This is a genomic window from Streptomyces sp. NPDC007896 (genome assembly GCF_042959425.1).
In the GTDB taxonomy this organism is placed as follows: Bacteria; Actinomycetota; Actinomycetes; order Streptomycetales; family Streptomycetaceae; genus Streptomyces.
In genome coordinates this window covers 72,967-89,122 of sequence record NZ_JBIBKX010000021.1, presented here as the reverse complement: position 1 = coordinate 89,122, position 16,156 = coordinate 72,967, and the positions used below count along the sequence as shown (strand labels likewise).

The window sequence follows — 16,156 nt, the reverse complement described above, 5'->3', positions numbered from 1 at the left end:
CCCCAATGGAAGTTAGGTTAGCCTAACCTGATGAAAGTGGGGATGGATTGTGACCGCCGAGCTCTACCGTGACCCTTGGGGGATCCCCCACCTGCGCGCCACCGGCGCCCGCGCCCTCGCCCGTGCCCAGGGTCGTGTCACCGCCCTCGACCGTGCCTGGCAACTGGAGGTCGAACGGCACCGCTCGCAGGGCACGTCCGCCGCGTTCCTCGGCGCCGAGGCCGTCGGCTGGGACCGGTTCGCACGCCGGGCCCGGCTCGACGACACCGCGAGACGTTGCTTCGCGGCGCTGGAGAGACGGGATCCGGAGACCGCCGACTGGGTCGTCGCGTACGTCGACGGGGTCAACGAGGCACTGGCCGAAGGCGCCAGGCGCGCACCGGAGTTCGCGGAGACCGGGCTCGCCCCGGGGCGCTGGGAGCCCTGGACCCCGCTCGGCGTCTGGCTCGGCGCGCACATCCTCTTCGCCGGTTTCCCCGCCAAGCTGTGGAGGGAGGAGGTCGTCCGCCGGATCGGACCGGAGGCCGTGGACCTCTTCGCCGCCGACGGTCCCGGCACCTCCGGCAGCAACGGCTGGCTCGTCACGGGCGAGCGGACCGGCACCGGGCAGCCGGTCATCGCGGGCGACCCCCACCGCTTCATCGAGGACCCCGGCGTCTACCAGCAGATCCACCTCTCCTGCCCCGAGTTCGACGTCGTCGGCCTCGCCGTCCCCGGGGTCCCGGGCATCGCCCACTTCGCCCACACGGGCACGGTCGCCTGGGCCATCACCAACGCGATGGCCGACTACCAGGACCTGTACCGGGAACGACTGCGACGCGTCGGACCCCAGGGACCGGAGGGAACGGACAGATGGGAGGCGCTCGACCCCGACGGGGAGTGGCGGGCCGTCGCCCGGCACATGGAGACGGTCGAGGTGGCGGGCGGTGAACCCGTCGAGGTCGAGGTCGTCGAGACCCCGCGCGGACCGGTCGTCATCGGGGGAGCGGAGACGACCGAGGGCGTCGAACCCATCAGTCTCCGCTACCCGCCCCGCGTCACCGAAGACCTCGGCTTCAGCGCGCTCCTCCCCCTCCTGCGGGCTCGCGAAGTCGCCGACGTCGACCGGGCGTTCGACCACTGGGCCGAGCCCGTGAACGTCGTCCAGGCCGCCGACACCGAGGGCGGCGCACTGCACCGGGTCGCCGGCCGGGTCCCGCTCCGCGGCGCGGACAACCGCACCCGGATCGTCGCGGCCTGGGAGCCCGGGCACGAATGGCGGGGCTGGCACGAGATGCCGTACGGGACGGTCGAGGACGGCGTCGCCGTGATGGCGAACCAGCGCGGTCCCGCCGGCCCGCTCGGTGTCGAGTTCGCCCCGTTCCACCGTGCCGCCCGGATCCGGCAGCTCCTCGACGAGCGGCCGAAGTGGTCGGCCCAGGACATGGCGGACATCCACATGGACACCCATCTGGCCTCCGCCGCACCTCTGATGGACCACCTCGCCGCCCTCGACGGACTCGGCATCAAGGCGACCGCCCTGCGCGACTGGCTGCTCGGCTGGGACCGCCGGATGACGGCCGACAGCAGGGCGGCGGCCGCCTACTCCGCGGTGCGCGGCGCGGTCGTACGGCGGCTCGCCGCGCACCCCGCCTTCGCCGCGCTGGCCGCCCCGCCCGCGTACCCCGAGGTCTTCCGCCCCTGGCTCGCTCTCCTCCCCCGCGTCGGCTTCGCCCTCGAACACCTGCTGAAGGCCGAGGAGTTGTACGGCATCGACCGCGCCGCCCTCGTCCGCGAGGCCGTCGAGGAGGCGGCCGCGCAACCGCTCGGCGTCTGGGGCGACACCCACCGCCTCGCGCCCTGGCGCGCGCTCACGACCACCTCGTACGACGAACCGGGGCTCTCCGGAGACCACGACTGCGTGCTGTGCACCTCGACGGTCCCCGGCCTGACCGACCTGAGCGCGCGCGGCCCGGCGGCCCGTTACGTCTGGGACCTCGCCGACCGCCGCCAGAGCCTCTGGGTGGTCCCCTTCGGCGCCTCGGGGGTCCCGGGCTCGGCCCACCACCGCGACCAACTCCCCTTGTGGCTCAAGGGAGAACTGGCCCCGGTCGTCACCGACTGGAGCCGGCTGACACAGGAGCAGGAGACACAGAAGGTTGAGGACAACCATGAGCAGTGAGCCGTACGCCGCCGACCGCGAGGCCGTGCACGAGCACAAGATCGACGGCTTCGGGACCGTGCGCGTCCTGCCCGTCGACCCGCACGCCGACCTGGACGTCATCCACCGCTGGGTGAGCGAGGAGCGTGCCGTGTTCTGGGGCATGAACGGGCTCACGAAGCAGCAGGTGCTGGAGACGTACGTCCACCTGGACTCGCTCGACACCCACCACGCCTTCCTCGCGGTCAAGGACGGCGAGCCCGCCGCGCTCTTCCAGACGTACGAGCCCGAGGCCGACCGGGTCAGCGAGTGCTACGCCGTCGAGCCCGGCGACATCGGGGTCCACCTGCTGATCGGCCCCGCGGGGTCCGGCGGTGGCCGGGCGGGCTGGTCGTCCGCGCTGCTGACCGCGTTCACCGTGTACGCGCTGGTCGGCCTCGACCGGCAGCGGGTCGTGGTCGAACCCGACGCGCGCAACGAGAAGGCGATCACGCGCCTGGTCCGGCAGGGCTTCGTACCCGGCCCGGAGATCGTGCTTCCCGAAATCGACCTTCCCGAGGTCTACTTGCCCGAGAAGCGGGCCCGGCTGGCCTTCCTGACGCGGGAGGCGGTCCTCGCAGGGGCTTTCCCGCTGGGCTCGTCGGCGGGTTCCCCGGTGGGCTCCTCGCCGGGAGAGTGAGCACGGCGCCGGATTCGTCCGTACGTATCCGTGACTCTGGAAAAGCGGAGCCCGCTCAGGCCTGTGCGGACGCCGCGGAGACGACGGAGACGGCGTGTGAGCGTACGCGGAGGCGGACAGCGGGACCGACGGCGCGGCCGACGGCGGATCGCCCAAGGGCTCGCGCTGCTGGGCACGGTGCTGGTCCTGCTGCTCTTCGGCGGTGTCGGCGGCGCGTCCGCCCACGCCGCGCTGACCGGCACCGATCCGCAGGACGGCAGCGTGCTGAAGACGGCACCCACCGAGGTGACGCTGTCCTTCAGCGAGTCCATCGGGCTCCTGGACGACTCCTTCCGTGTGCTCGACCCGGACAACCGGCGCGTGCACACCGGCGATCCGGGGCACGCGGGCGACCGTTCCGACACCGCCCGTGTGACCCTGCCGAAGGGCCTGGGCACCGGCACCTTCACGGTGGCGTGGCGAGTCGTCTCGGCCGACAGCCATCCGGTCTCCGGCGCCTTCACCTTCTCCATCGGCAAACCCTCCGCGACCGCCCCGCCCGTCCCCGTCGACGCCTCCGGGAACACCGTCGCGGGCACGCTCTACGACACCGCCCGCTACTTCGCGTACGGCGGTCTGGCCCTCCTCATCGGCGCCGCCACCTTCGTCCTGGTCTGCGGGTTCCCGGGCCCGGTGCGGCGACTGCTCCTCACCGGATGGTGGATCCTGGCCGGGTCCACCGTCGCGCTGCTGCTCCTGCGCGGCCCCTACGAGCGCGGCAGCGGCCCGGCGGACGCCTTCGACCCGTCCGTCCTCAGCGAGACCCTGACCAGCAGGCCGGGACTGGCCCTGCTGGCGCGGCTGGTGCTGCTCGGGGCGGCGGTGTTCTACCCGGTGCGCGAGCAGGCGCGGGGGCGGGCCGTCCTCGCGCTCGGCGGGCTGCTCACCGTCTCCCTCGCCGTCACCTGGGCCGTCGCCGAGCACGCGTCCGCCGGGATCCAGGTCCCCGTGGCGATGGTCTCCTCCGTACTGCATCTGTTGTCCATGGCGGTCTGGCTGGGCGGCCTCGCGGCCCTTCTCACCGCCCTGTACCGGTCGGCCGAGCCGCTCCCCGCGGCCGTCGTCAACCGCTTCTCCCGCCTCGCCCTCGCCTCGGTCACCGTCCTGGTCGTCACCGGCGTCTACCAGTCCTGGCGCGGCCTCGGCTCCTGGGACGCGCTCACCTCCACCTCGTACGGCCGACTTCTCGTCGCCAAGCTGGTGGCGGTGCTGGTGCTGCTGGCGGGGGCGGGGGCCTCGCGGCGCTGGACCGGGCGGCTGATGCTCGTGGCGGAGGAGGCACGGACAGCGGCGGCGGTGCTGGTGGAGGAACGGGTGCCGCAGACGGTGGGGGCCTCGGCCGCCCCCGCCGACGTACGGGTCGAGGGGGCGGCCGGCCTGTCGGACGGCGGTGCATCGGACGACGGCGCACCGGATCCGGATCACGAGCCCTTGGACAGGACTTCCGACAAGAGCCCGGGCAAGGCTTCCGACGAGGCCTCGGGTCAGGCTTCTGACAAGGCCTCGGACGAGACCGACCGGTACCGGCGGGCGTTGCGGCGTTCGGTGCTGGTCGAGGTCGTCGTCGGCGTCGTCGTGCTGGTGATCACCACCCTGCTCACCGGCACCCAGCCGGGCCGCGCGGCCACCGAGGCCGCGGCGGCCTCAGCGATCGCGGCCGCCGGGGAGACCACGGCCTCGACGACGACGATCCCGTTCGACGTGGGCACGAAGGGCGGACACGGCAAGGTGCAGATCGAACTGACACCGAGCCGGGTCGGCGAGAACTCCGTGCAGGCCGTGATCTACGGCCCCGACGGCGGCTTCGCCACCGTGCCCGAGCTGCGCCTCACCTTCACCCTGGAATCCCAGCGGATCGGCCCGATCGACGCCGAGCTGGCGGACAAGGGCGGCTACTGGGCCGCGGACGGCGTCACCCTCCCGGTGGCCGGCACCTGGACCATGAAGGTCACCGTCCGCACCACCGACATCGACCAGGTCACGGTGTCGAAGACCGTGAAGATCGGCTGACGGGACCACCGCGTCGGCTCACGGGGTCTGCTTCACGGCGTCGACGACGGCCCGGGTGACGATGGCGTTGGTGAAGGTCACCGTGCCGGGCTTGATCAGGGCGTCCTCGCCGGTGCTCGCGGTCACCTTGACCGAGCGGTCGCCCAGGAAGACATGGGTCTTCTTGTCGAAGATCCACTCTTCGCGTTCGCCGCTGGTCTCGTCCAGCCGGGCCACCGCGATCCCGTGCCGGCCCACCGCGTCCACCGCGTCGTTCACCACGACGACTCCGGGGATCTTTGCGGCGGCCTTGAACAGGGCCGAGTACAGCTCCGCCGGCGGGTAGCTCTCGATGAGCAGGTCTCCGATGGTGGTGAACGCCTGCTGGTCGGGGGTGTTGCCCTGGCCCTTGGTCTCCTTGTAGATCTTGGCCAGGATCTTGTCGGGGTCGGTGGTCAGCTTGGCCAGGTAGTCGTACGTGGGGTGGTTCAGGCTGCCGACCGGGGTGTTGCCCTGTTCGTCGGGCAGGCTCAGGGTCTCGCCCTCGGAGCTTTCGTTGACGGCCGGGTCGATCAGCCAGCCCTTGGTGCCGTCGGAGGACATCCAGACCTGACGGCGGTGCAGCGCGTGACTGGCGAGGCTGCTCTTGTCGTCGACGGTCTTCACGAACGAGTCGGCCGTCTTGGACTCTATGTAGACGTACTGGCCGGGCTTGACGGCCGGGTGGCTCCCCCCGGTCTCGGCCGCCGCCAGTGAGATCTGGCCCAGCAGCTGGGGGACGCCCTTGGTGGTCGCGGCACCGATGTGGGTGGTGAGGGCGGGTCCGGTGGCGACACCGCCGTCCCTGACCCCGCCGCCGTCGTTCATCACCACTCCGGCGACGACCGTCCCGGCCAGCGCGGCGGCCAGCACGGGCAGCGTGATCGCCGGACGCGGCAGCCTGGGCCGCCAGGTCCGCGCCGGGGCCACCGCCTCGGCGGCCGCCGTGCGCTCTTCCTGCTGGATCTGGTGAATCTGGGCCATCAGGCGCTCCTTGTGGAACTGGTGACGGCCCGCCGGGAGGTCGCGCGCCGCGTGGGACAGGAGCTGCTGGGCGCGCTCGTCCCGCTCGGCCGGACTCTGCCGGGGCGTGTTCTCGTTCATCGGTTTCCTTCCTGTGCGGGCCGGATCACTTGGGTGCGATCGCCTGTTATCTGTCGGTCGAGGCGGCTGCCTTCCCGTCTTCCGCGAACTTTTTTCAGCGGCGGTCCGGGTTCTTGGCGCGCCGGTCCGGGATCGGTGAGGGTGCGCAGCTTCTTGCGGGCGCGGGAGAGCCGGGAGGCGACCGTGCCGACCGCGATCCCCAGCGCCTCCGCCGCGGCCTCGTAGTCCAGGCCCTCCCCCAGGCAGAGCGCGATGACCTCGCGCTCCGGGGGCCGCAGCGTCGCGAGGGCGGCGAGGGCGGTCGCGAGACGACGCCGGTCGTCGACCTGCCCGGCCACGTCCTCGGCGTGGTCGGGCACCGACAGCTCGGCCGCGGCGGCGGCCTGGGCCGCCCGCCGGTAACGCCGGTTGCTCCGGTACTGGTTGCGCGCGGTGTTGGTGGCGATGCCCAGCAGCCAGGGGCGCAGCGAGCCGCCCTCGGGGTCGACCCGGTCGCGCAGCCGCCATGCCTCCAGGAAGGTCGCGGCCATCACGTCCTCGGCCGTCGACCAGTCGGCGGTCAGCCGGAAGGCGTGGTTGTAGACCGCGCGCGCATAACTGTCGAAGAGCTCCGCGAAGGCGCTCGATTCCCCGGCCCGTACCCGGGTACGCATATCAATGCTCACCCCTATGAGCTGTCCGGCACCCCACACCGACTTCCCGTGACCTGCGTCACATCCCGTCGTGTGCGGTTCAGGCCGGCGCGGCAAGGCGCGGAGCTCCGTGGAACACCTGTTGGGTGTGCCAGGTCCGGTGGTGCGCGGCGACGGGCGCGGTGCCCGGCTGGGGGCCGGTCAGCGGACGGCCCGCCAGCGCGATGACATGGTCGCGGGCCGCCGGGCTCCGTCCGACGAAGCGCTGCGACACCAGGATGCGGTGCCCGTCCCCGATGCCGAGGACGCCCTTGTCGAACAGCTTGTGGTGCAGCGAGCACAGGCACAGACCGTTGTCGATGTCGTCCGGCCCGTCGAACGCCCACCAGCGCACATGCGCGGCCTCCAGCCCGACCGGCACCGCCCCGATCCGGCCGTCGTACCCACAGAACGCGCACTGGTACTCGTACGCCGTCAGGACCAGCTCCCGCATCCGCGGGTCGCGCCGGCGCCGGTCCCGAGGCCCCGCGCCCGGCAGGGGCGCCGACCCCTCCGGCTCCCACTCCAGGCCCACGGCCTCGCACAGTTCGTCGTGGAGCGAGGGCGGGAAGTGCAGGTCGAGCAGGATCCGGGCCATCCGGCCGAGGAGCGCGGGCTCGCGTCGCAGCGCCGCCCGCAGTTCCGGCGCCAGCCGTCCCGCCGCGCCCGTCGACCGCAGTTCCCGCACCCCGCTGCCGGGGCTGCCGGGCCCGCGGTCGGTCCGCACCTCCCACACCCCGTCGCCGACCAGGTGGTGGAAGGGGTACGCCGGTGTCGTCCGGTTGGCGGGACCGAACTCGGCCAGCAGCCGCTTCAGGTCTTCCTCGACCGCGCTGTAGCGCAACTCGCCGTCGGCGTCCCGCTGGAACCGGCCGAGGGCGTAGAGGAGGAGCAGGGGCTTGTGCGGGGCGCGGACCCCGTTGCCGGTCCACTGCCTCAGCTTCGCGGCGCGCTCCAGCCAGTCCTCCATGACGGGTGATCGTACGGGTGCGCCCAACGCGGTCGCGGTCACTCTCTGACTCCCCGGGGCGGCGCGGCCTAGGCCGCCCAGGCCAGGGCTCGGTGCGGCCGGCGTGCCGGGATCTTCACCCGTACCGGTTCCGTGGCCCTGGTCCGTCCGCCGGCGAAGACGTAGAGGCGCAGGAGGAGGAAGCGTCCGATGCCGGCGAGGCCGGAGGCGCTGAGGTAGACGATCTGTTCGGAGAGCATGCTCGGGGAGGTCTGGAGGGTGTGCAGGACGAGGATGGCGACGGAGGTGACGGCGTAGGCGGCCGCGGCTGATCCTGCGGACTGCCAGTGCTGGCGCCATCCGGCGTGCTTCCCGCTTCCGAAGGTGAAGCGTGCGTGCAGCTCGGTGCAGAGGACGGTCGACGCGACCGTGACGACCGCGTTGGCCACCGCCCAGGGCATCAGTCCGGCGACGAGGGGGACGGCGAAGCTGGAGAGGACGCCGATGCCGCCGCCGCAGAGGACGAACCGGGCGAAGGAGGCGAGCGGACCAGGGGCTGCCGGGGTCGCCGGTATCCGGCGGGCTTCGTAGGCGACGGTCCCGTTCGGCTCCGCACTCCGCATCGCGGACGCCGTCTTCACCCCCGTCTCCACCCCCATGTCCGTACCCGTCTTCGTGCCCGTCTTCGTGCCCGTCTCCGTGCCCGTCTCCGTCTCCGGCTTCGACGAGAGCAGCGCGTTCATGGGGCTTTCCTTCCGGACGGGGGAGCTGTGAACCTCTGGGACCAGCTGGGTTCAACGATGCCGTCGTCCGCGCGCCGAAACGATGAGGTGCACTCCCGAACCGGGGGTGTAGCCAGCTGTACCCCGCCCCGGGGGCGAGCTACCGGCGACCCGTCCGGACGCGGCAGCCAACCCGCCCGGCGCGCAACCTAAGTTCCCAGGCCGAACACTGTGAGTCACGGCTGAGCTCTTTGCCGCCTCCCGGGGCCGGGCACAGAGTGGGCGAGATCCCTCTGTTCCTCCATCCCCACCCCCATTCGGGAGCTCCCGTGTCCTTACACGACGTCCTTCCCTCCGACCCAACCCCCACGTCCCTCGCCCGTCGCGGCTTCCTCGGCCGTGCGGCCGGTGCCGCCGTCGGCGCGGCGCTGCTCGGCGCGGCGGAGACCGCCCCCGCGTCGGCCGCCTCATCGGACGCCGCGTACGCCTGGACCTCCGGTCCCGGACGACGGCGTACTGAGCCGACGAAGTCCGCAACTCTGTACGACTTCGCCGTTCCGTTTCCCTGCCGGTGGCAGGTCTCAGCGTGTCGCCAGAATGTGAAGGGAACCAAGCAACCCAGGGCGTTTTCCGGACAGTTGGATACACAACAGTTCGGGTTCTGTTCGATGCCATTCGGGCTATGGCCCGCTCTGCTGGGAAGCCCTCAAGCTGACAGCCTGGCCCAGTTCACGATTGGCGGGTGGTGCGTGGTGGATCCGGTCACGCTGGCGGCGGCGACCGCCTTGGTAGGGGCGATGGCCACTGACGGGTGGCAGCAAGCACGCGATGCCACAGTGGCGTTGTGGCGCAGGGTCAGGCCCGAGCGGGCCGAGGCGATCGCGGGAGATCTGGAGCTGACCCGCCCTCGCGTCCTCACTGCTCGTCAGCGAGGAGAGGACGACCGCGAACAGGCCTTGGTGACCAGCTGGCGCCTGCATGTGCAAGATCTCCTGGATCAGGACGCGGGCCTGGCGAGTGACGTCCGGCGACTCGTGGACGAGTGTCTTCTTCCTCTGCTGCCACCAACCGAGCAGACTTCCGTCAGAGCGGTCGTACAGCACGTGGACACCCGCGATCACAGCCAGTCCATCGTGGCCGGACGCGACGCCCATGTGACGCAGACGCGCCGCCCATGACCGGCGACGACCCCGCACCCCGCCGCATCCAGCAGCGGGTCCATGCGGAGCAGCAGAGCACCGCGCTCGCGGCCGGACGCGACGCCATCCAGACCATCAACACGACCACCTACGCCGGCCCGGCACCGGCCGCCCCCACAGCCCTGCGCAGCCTGCCCCCCGACGTGGCCGACTTCACCGGACGCGCCGGGGCGCTGCGCCACCTGCTGGACGCGGCGGGACCCGGTCGTGTCCTGTCCGTCCACACGGTCGACGGCATGCCGGGCATCGGCAAGACCGCTCTGGCCACTCACGCCGCTCACCGGCTTGCCGAGCACTACCCCGACGGCCAGCTCTTCGAACCCTTGCATGCCCACACTCCCGGCCAGCAGCCCGCCCGCCCGGTCGATGTGCTGGCCGACCTCCTCATCCGGCTCGGCATCACCGCCCAGCACCTGCCCGCGACCCTGGAAGGCCGTCAGGCACTGTGGCGGGACCAGACCGCCGACAGGCAGCTGCTGCTGTTCCTGGACGACGCCCTGGACCACGCCCAAGTCGTTCCGCTCATTCCCAGCGGACCCGGCTGCCTCACGCTCATCACCAGTCGCCGTCGGCTCAGCGGGCTGAGCGGCGCCCTCGCCCTGTCTCTGGACACGTTGCCCGTCCAAGAGGCCGAGGCGATGTTCTGCCGGCTGGCCCGCCGTGCCGTGAATGCGTCCGACTCGGCGGCCCTGTCCGACATCGTGGAACTGTGCGGCCGTCTGCCGCTGGCCATCGTGCTGCTCGCCGGCCGCTTCGCCCGCCACCCGTCGTGGACGCTGCCCTGGTTCGCCGCCGACTTTGCCGCAGCGCAGGACCGTCTCGGCGAGCTACGCGCCGGCGGCCGCCCCGGCGACATCGCTGTCCAGGCCGCCTTCGCCATGTCGTACCAGGGACTGTCTGTCGAACGACAGCGCGTCTTTCGGTTGCTGGGTCTGCACCCTGGGCTGGACAGCGACGCCTACGCCGCCGCCGCCCTCAACGCCATTCCTCTCGAGCGCGCCCGCCAGGAACTCGAAGAGCTCTACACCGACCACCTTCTGGACGAGACGGCTCCAGGACGCTATCGCCCCCATGATCTGCTGCGCGCCTACGCCCGCGAACTCACCCGGCGGAACGACCCCGCACACGAGCGGGCGCAGGCCACTGAACGTCTTCTGGCGTACTACGAGCACACCGCCCACGCCGCCGACCAGTACCTGGCCCCCGCCACCCGGTCCCCGCTCTCGCCTGCGGGCGTGCCTCCGGCCGCGGCGCCGCTCCTGCCCCACCGGGCCGCCGCCCTGGCCTGGATGCGCACCGAACGGGCCAACCTCTTTTCTTGCCTGAACATCTCTGGTCAGGACGCGCCCCGCGTGGTTCGCCTCATCGCCGCCATGGCCACTTTCCTGCTCCAAGAGGGTCCGTGGGCGCAGGCCGCCACCCTCCACCAGCAGGCGGCCGGCGCGGCTCACGGCAGCAACGACCGGATCGGCGAGGCCAGTGCCCTCAACGACCTGTCCAGCGTGCGGTACCAGACCGGCCAGTACGCGCAGGCCGTCCGTGCCCACGAACGGGCCCTGGCGCTGTACCAGGGCCTGGGAAACCGCCTCGGGGAGGCCAATGCGGTCTTCAACCACGGCCGGGTGCTGCTGGCAACCGGGAAGTTCGAAGGGGCAACCGAGGCCTTCGAAAGGGCCCTGGCGCTGTACCAAGAGGTGGGCAGTCTCAGCGGACAGGCCGGGGCGCTCTATCGCCTCGGCGAGGTCTGCCTGACGACCGGGGACTTCCGTAAAGCGTCCTCGCTGATCGAGGAGGCTCTGGTGCTGTACCGGGAGTGCCGCGACTCTCTGGGAGAATCCGCCGCTTCAATGGGTCTGGCACGTGTGGCGGTGGGAACCGGGGACATGGAAAGGGCGGACCGGCTGCTGCGGGACGCCCTGGCCCTTTACGACGAGATTGGCGCTGTACTGGGGCGGGCCAATGTGCTCACCTGGCTCGGCACTGTACGCAGGTTGACACGCGAGTTCGACGAAGCGACCGCACTGCACCGCCGTGCCCTGGCCCTGTTCGAGGAGCTCGGCAACCGCAGCGGCCAGGCCAACGTCCTCAACTACTTGGGCGAAGTGTGCCTGGCAACAAGCGAGTTCGAAAAGGCGGCCGGACTGTTCGAGGAGGCGTTGGCCCTGTTCGAGGACCTTGGGGACTCCCAGGGGCAGGCCGAGGTCCTCAACAACAGGGGGTCCCTGCTGGCCTCCACCGCCGGACCCGGTGAGGGACTCGCCGTCTACCGCCGGGCGTTGCACCTCGCGCGTGAGGTGCACAGTCACCTGGACGAGGCGCGTGCGCTCATCGGTGCGGCACGCTGCCGAACACTCCTGGGTGAGCGTGCGGCAGCCGTGGAAGGCCTGCGGTTGGGGATCGGCATTCTTCGGCGTATCGGCGCCGCTGAAGCCGAGGCCGCTTCCGCGTATCTGGCGGAGCTGGAAGGCGACGAGCCGGGAGAACCGCCGCCGTGCGGGAGACAAGACCGGACATAGGCCGGGAGCCGTCTTGTCGGGGTGTCGCCGGGCATGCACCATGGACGTGTCGAGCTCCCCGAACCGCTGACGCATCGTCCGCCGCAAGACTGCACACTACGAGTCGGCACAGCAGGGCACCGGCGTTCCGGGGGCACACCCGATGGAGGTGTCATGGACGGCGACATACCGAACCATCCCGCCCGGCACACGGCGGCCGAGGCCCCAGCGCCCGGCCCCTTCATCGCAAGCCGACTGATGGACCGCAGACGGGTACCGCTCGATCGGTGCACGTTGCAGGACGAGTTCGTAGTGCACCAGGCGGCGTCCATCGGTGGACCCGGTAAACCCGCGTTCGACTCCCGTCTGTGAAGCTCGGACAGGGAGGACACGGGTGTCTGCCACGGCGCGGTCCTTCCAGCAGTTCGTGTTGAAGGTGCACAGCCGCTGCGATCTGGCCTGCGACCACTGCTACGTCTACCGCCACGCCGACCAGAGCTGGCGCCGACGGCCGCGGATCATGACGCAGTCAACAGTGAGGGCCACCGTCGCGCGCATCGCCGAACATGCGGCTGTGCACCAACTGAAGCAGGTCAGTGTGGTGCTGCACGGTGGTGAACCACTGCTCATGGGACGGGAGCGTCTCCAGTGGGTCGCTCGTCAACTGCGTGGGGCCCTCGAGGGTGTGGCCGTCCTGGATCTGCGGATGCAGACCAATGGGCTACTGCTCGATGCTGAGTTGTGCGCCATGCTCGTGCGGGAACGCATCCTCACGGGCGTGTCTCTCGACGGGGACCGGGCCTCCCACGACCGGCACCGAGTACGGGCGGACGGCTCGGGCAGTTACGACGCCGCGGTACGGGCGGTACGGCTGCTGAACGAGCCCGCCCACCGGCCCGTGTTCGCCGGGCTGCTGTGCACGGTGGACGTGGCCAACGACCCGGATGCGGTCTATGGCGCGCTGGCCGGACTGCGGCCACCTCGGATCGATTTCCTGCTGCCCCATGCCACCTGGGACCGTCCGCCGGTTCGTCCGCACGGCACCGGCGACTTCGCCGACTGGCTGATCACTGTCTACGAGCGCTGGAACGCGGAGGGCAGACCTTTCAGTATCCGTCTTTTCGAGTCGGTGGAAGCAGCGGCCGCGGGCGACAGCACGTTCACCGAGGCACTGGGGTTGGCAAGCCCAGACCTCGCCGTGGTGGAGACCGACGGTGCGATCGAGCAGGCCGACTGGCTCAAAACAGTGGCGCAGGGGGCGCCGGAGACGGGCTTCCACGTCCTGACCAGCAGCTTCGACGAGGCAGCCGCCCATCCCGGCTTCCAGGCCGGTCGACTGGGTCTGGAAGGTCTGTGTGAGCAGTGCCGCAGCTGTCCGGTGGTCCAGGTCTGCGGCGGAGGTCTCTACGGGCACCGGCACCGCGCCGGCAGCGGCTTCGACAACCCCTCTGTCTACTGCGACGACCTGTTCGCACTCATCCGCCATGTACAGAGCGCGAACACGCCGTCCCGACACGGGCTGGCAGAGGCGGATTTCGACGCGCTGGCGGCAGGCGACGGCGCGGCGGTGCGGGACCTGGGCGCAGCCCAGTTGAGCCTGCGGCGCTCGATGCTGGCCTACCTGCATCGTGCCGGGGTCGGTTCCCCGGCCGCCTGGCAGGCGGTGTTCGCCCTGGACGGCCCAGCCCTGGACACGGTCCTCGAAGACCCGGCCGTACACACCTGGGCGGTGAACGCCTGCGCCGCGCATGCCCGAGGCCTGGTGCCGCCCGAAGCAGGCGGAGTCGACGGCATAGCGCTGGCGACGGCACTCCGCGCCCGACGGGCCCTCGAGCTGACGATCCGTCCGGTCACGGGCTCCATCCTGTTGCCCACGCTCGGCAGACTGCTGCTGCCGCCTTCCGACAGGGGACGCCCGGTGAGGCTGATCACCGACGGTGGCCGAGTGCATCGCGTCGACGGCGCGTCGGTTCAGTGGCAGCCGATACCCCGTCTCGAAGTGGACGCCCTGCGCGTCCAGTTCGCGTACGGCGACTTCTACCCGGGCCGTCCGCCGCAACCTGGCCGGCCCACGACGGGCGAGGCCGCCCACTTCGGCGGGGATGCCCTGCAGTACCCCCAGCCCGACACCGTCACCTGGCAGGCGCACTTCGCGGCGGCCTGGAGTGTCGTGGCCGGCGCGCACGTTCATCGCGCGGACGGCTTGGCCGCGGGTCTGCGCACAGTGATCCCCCTGGAGGCCGACTTGCCCGAAGATGCGTCCCGGCCGCCGTTCGGCGCGGTTGCCCTGCACCTCGGGGAATCACCCGAGGCCTCGGCGATCTCGCTGATCAGGGAATTCCAGTACGCGAAGTTCGCGGCGTTGTGCGACATGTACGACCTGGCCGGACCCGGCGAGGCGGCCCTGCGACACGCCTACGTGCGGCTTGCTGTTGCCGATGCCTCATGCCGGGCCCCCGGCCCCGACGCAGGGTCTGCGCGAACGCACGCGAGCCTGCTGAACGCCTTGGACGCCTTGAACGCCTTGGACGCACTTGCCGGAAGCGATCGTGTCCTGTCCGACCCAGGCCGCCGTCTGGCCGCCGGAATCCGGCTTGCCGCGCGTACTCTGCCCTGGCCGGCCGGGGATCACGTATGACGTCGGCACACAGCGCCGAGGGACTCGGTGACGCACTGCGCGGGCTCGGGCTGCGAGAGGGAGACGTGGTCCTGGTCCACGCTTCGCTGCGCAACGTCGGCAGGACCGAGCAGGGTGCCGCCACCGTCGTCGACGCGCTGCGGCGGGCCGTGGGGCCCGCCGGCACAATCGTTGTGCCGGCCTTCACCGAGGCCAACTCCCTCACCTCGCGTGCCCATCGGGAACAGATCCGTGGCATGACGGACGAGCAGGTCGTGGCGTTTCGCGCTGCCATGCCGGCCTTCGATCCCGCCACCACCCCCAGTACCGGAATGGGGGCTGTCGCCGAGCGCCTGCGCACGACGCCGGGCGCCCGGCGCAGTGACCATCCCCAGACCTCCATGGCTGCCGCGGGTCCACTCGCGCACGCCATCACGGCGCACCATCCTCTCGACTGCCACCTCGGTGAGGCCTCCCCGCTCGGCCACCTCTACCGCCTCCGTGCGCAGGTGCTGTTGCTGGGGGTCGGCTTCGAGCGTTGCACGGCCCTGCACCTCGCCGAATGCCGTCTGCCCAACCCGCCCCGCCGCACCTACAGTTGCGTCTTGACCACTGGTGACGGACTCGAACGTGGCCGGTCCTGGACGGACTTCGAGGACGTGGCACTGGACGACGGCGACTTCGCCGAGTTGGGATCCTGGCTGGAGGGGCAGGCGCTCGGCTCCGGGCAGCCGCTGGTACGGCACGGCAGGATCGGCTCGGCATCCGCCCGCCTCCTTCCCCTGTCACCGGCAGTGGATTTCGCGGTGCGCTGGCTCCAAGAGCACCGAAGCACCCAACCGCAGGGGTGGCCCTTCACTCAGCGGAGCGTTACGGCCTCGACGCCGAAAACCGTCGCGGCGGCGATGTCGCCGTGGGTTCGAATCCCACACCCACCGCAGATGAACGGCTCCTGACCAGGTAAGTCGGTCGGGGGCGGTTGCTGCGGCTGCGGCCCAGCACAGTCCGGCCTCGCCAGGTGGTGGCATGCGGTGTTCGTCGCTTCTTCGGCGACCCGGACTCGCGCCGGCACCGGCCCCTATGCGCCGGTGTCGGTGTCAGGCGCTGAGGCCAGCTCGTTGCGTCTTTGGCCCGGGCTCTGAACTGCGAGCCCGCCAGGCCGGACGCGTGCGCTCTCACCCAGGACTGGTCACCCTGACCAATATCAACGCGCTTCGCGCCATGAGCCTCAAGGTGAGCCACTTCGGCGTCCTGCAGCCCGGTCGGCACCGCTCACCATGTGCGCCGCACGATCTGGGAGGCTTCGTGACGCCCGTCACACGGCGGCGAGGGTGCTGCTGATCCTCGGCGTTCCGGACGTCGTGGTCGACTCGATCATGGGATGGGATGGGAGCCCGGGGGAGCGGCCCGGACGCGCGCTCGGTACACGCACGTCACGGGGCCGATGCTCCGGAAGGTCGCGCAGCGAGTCGGAAACCGGGACGTACAACGTCGAAGGGCCCCACCGCGAACG

At 71.2% G+C, this 16,156-nt stretch carries 12 protein-coding genes and 2 pseudogenes; 9 read left to right on the top strand and 5 right to left on the bottom strand.

From position 1 onward, the window contains the following. The first annotated feature begins 49 nt into the window (after positions 1–49). The 3 genes from ACFZDJ_RS45455 (at position 50) to ACFZDJ_RS45445 (ending at position 4,868) form a co-directional block, all read left to right on the top strand. The gene (locus ACFZDJ_RS45455) at positions 50–2,161 is read left to right on the top strand and encodes a penicillin acylase family protein (protein ID WP_391068231.1); all 2,112 of its coding nucleotides are present in this window, start codon (positions 50–52) and stop codon (positions 2,159–2,161) included. Beyond that, positions 2,151–2,819 (top strand): GNAT family N-acetyltransferase, encoded by a 669-nt coding sequence (locus ACFZDJ_RS45450; protein WP_390938063.1) that lies wholly within the window; start codon positions 2,151–2,153, stop codon positions 2,817–2,819. The genes ACFZDJ_RS45455 and ACFZDJ_RS45450 overlap by 11 nt, the downstream gene beginning before the upstream one ends. 96 nt (positions 2,820–2,915) lie before the next feature. Beyond that, complete coding sequence (locus ACFZDJ_RS45445) at positions 2,916–4,868, top strand: copper resistance protein CopC (RefSeq protein WP_391068228.1); 1,953 nt, start codon at positions 2,916–2,918, stop codon at positions 4,866–4,868. An 18-nt stretch (positions 4,869–4,886) separates the two neighbouring features. On the opposite strand, the gene ACFZDJ_RS45440 is transcribed toward ACFZDJ_RS45445, so the two are convergent. The 4 genes from ACFZDJ_RS45440 to ACFZDJ_RS45425 all read right to left on the bottom strand — a co-directional run bounded on the left by ACFZDJ_RS45440 (position 4,887) and on the right by ACFZDJ_RS45425 (position 8,233). Beyond that, a complete protein-coding gene (locus ACFZDJ_RS45440; RefSeq protein ID WP_390938059.1) occupies positions 4,887–5,990 on the bottom strand; it encodes a CU044_5270 family protein in 1,104 nt (367 codons plus the stop codon). Then, the gene (locus ACFZDJ_RS45435; RefSeq protein ID WP_390938057.1) at positions 5,987–6,643 is read right to left on the bottom strand and encodes a sigma-70 family RNA polymerase sigma factor; all 657 of its coding nucleotides are present in this window, start codon (positions 6,641–6,643) and stop codon (positions 5,987–5,989) included. Before ACFZDJ_RS45435 ends, ACFZDJ_RS45440 begins: the two co-directional genes overlap by 4 nt. A 79-nt stretch (positions 6,644–6,722) precedes the next feature. Beyond that, positions 6,723–7,631: a phosphorothioated DNA-binding restriction endonuclease gene (locus ACFZDJ_RS45430; RefSeq protein ID WP_391068225.1), complete on the bottom strand. Its 909-nt coding sequence runs from the start codon at positions 7,629–7,631 to the stop codon at positions 6,723–6,725. A 68-nt stretch (positions 7,632–7,699) separates the two neighbouring features. Further along, the gene (locus ACFZDJ_RS45425; protein WP_391068345.1) at positions 7,700–8,233 is read right to left on the bottom strand and encodes a GtrA family protein; all 534 of its coding nucleotides are present in this window, start codon (positions 8,231–8,233) and stop codon (positions 7,700–7,702) included. A 698-nt stretch (positions 8,234–8,931) separates the two neighbouring features. Here ACFZDJ_RS45425 and ACFZDJ_RS45420 point away from each other — a divergent pair. The 5 genes from ACFZDJ_RS45420 to ACFZDJ_RS45400 all read left to right on the top strand — a co-directional run bounded on the left by ACFZDJ_RS45420 (position 8,932) and on the right by ACFZDJ_RS45400 (position 15,599). After that, positions 8,932–9,510 carry a hypothetical protein gene (locus ACFZDJ_RS45420; RefSeq protein ID WP_390938053.1) on the top strand — a complete coding sequence of 193 codons (579 nt, stop codon included), beginning with the start codon at positions 8,932–8,934 and terminating at the stop codon, positions 9,508–9,510. Beyond that, positions 9,507–12,047: a tetratricopeptide repeat protein gene (locus ACFZDJ_RS45415; protein ID WP_391068223.1), complete on the top strand. Its 2,541-nt coding sequence runs from the start codon at positions 9,507–9,509 to the stop codon at positions 12,045–12,047. The genes ACFZDJ_RS45420 and ACFZDJ_RS45415 overlap by 4 nt, the downstream gene beginning before the upstream one ends. Positions 12,048–12,200: 153 nt before the next feature. Further along, positions 12,201–12,398, top strand: a complete 198-nt coding sequence (locus tag ACFZDJ_RS45410; protein ID WP_391068220.1) for a hypothetical protein — start codon at positions 12,201–12,203, stop codon at positions 12,396–12,398. Positions 12,399–12,420: 22 nt separating this feature from the next. Continuing rightward, complete coding sequence (locus ACFZDJ_RS45405; RefSeq protein ID WP_391068217.1) at positions 12,421–14,664, top strand: FxsB family cyclophane-forming radical SAM/SPASM peptide maturase; 2,244 nt, start codon at positions 12,421–12,423, stop codon at positions 14,662–14,664. Beyond that, positions 14,661–15,599 carry an AAC(3) family N-acetyltransferase gene (locus ACFZDJ_RS45400; RefSeq protein WP_391068215.1) on the top strand — a complete coding sequence of 313 codons (939 nt, stop codon included), beginning with the start codon at positions 14,661–14,663 and terminating at the stop codon, positions 15,597–15,599. The genes ACFZDJ_RS45405 and ACFZDJ_RS45400 overlap by 4 nt, the downstream gene beginning before the upstream one ends. Before the next feature lie 220 nt (positions 15,600–15,819). Here the strand turns inward: ACFZDJ_RS45400 and ACFZDJ_RS45395 are convergent. Then, positions 15,820–15,897 (bottom strand): annotated as a pseudogene (locus ACFZDJ_RS45395) (VOC family protein); the annotation flags it as partial. A gap of 35 nt (positions 15,898–15,932) precedes the next feature. On the opposite strand from ACFZDJ_RS45395, the pseudogene ACFZDJ_RS45390 reads away from it, so the two are divergent. After that, positions 15,933–16,117: pseudogene (locus ACFZDJ_RS45390) on the top strand (site-specific integrase); the annotation flags it as partial. Positions 16,118–16,156: the final 39 nt, after the last annotated feature.

Excerpts from the sequence above, each read along its gene's own strand:
- ACFZDJ_RS45450 (WP_390938063.1), top strand. The coding sequence starts at position 2,151 with ATGAGCAGTGAGCCGTACGCCGCCGACCGCGAGGCCGTGCACGAGCAC.
- ACFZDJ_RS45440 (WP_390938059.1), bottom strand. The coding sequence starts at position 5,990 with ATGAACGAGAACACGCCCCGGCAGAGTCCGGCCGAGCGGGACGAGCGC.
- ACFZDJ_RS45435 (WP_390938057.1), bottom strand. The coding sequence starts at position 6,643 with ATGCGTACCCGGGTACGGGCCGGGGAATCGAGCGCCTTCGCGGAGCTC.
- ACFZDJ_RS45430 (WP_391068225.1), bottom strand. The coding sequence starts at position 7,631 with ATGGAGGACTGGCTGGAGCGCGCCGCGAAGCTGAGGCAGTGGACCGGC.
- ACFZDJ_RS45425 (WP_391068345.1), bottom strand. The coding sequence starts at position 8,233 with ATGCGGAGTGCGGAGCCGAACGGGACCGTCGCCTACGAAGCCCGCCGG.
- ACFZDJ_RS45415 (WP_391068223.1), top strand. The coding sequence starts at position 9,507 with ATGACCGGCGACGACCCCGCACCCCGCCGCATCCAGCAGCGGGTCCAT.
- ACFZDJ_RS45410 (WP_391068220.1), top strand. The coding sequence starts at position 12,201 with ATGGACGGCGACATACCGAACCATCCCGCCCGGCACACGGCGGCCGAG.
- ACFZDJ_RS45400 (WP_391068215.1), top strand. The coding sequence starts at position 14,661 with ATGACGTCGGCACACAGCGCCGAGGGACTCGGTGACGCACTGCGCGGG.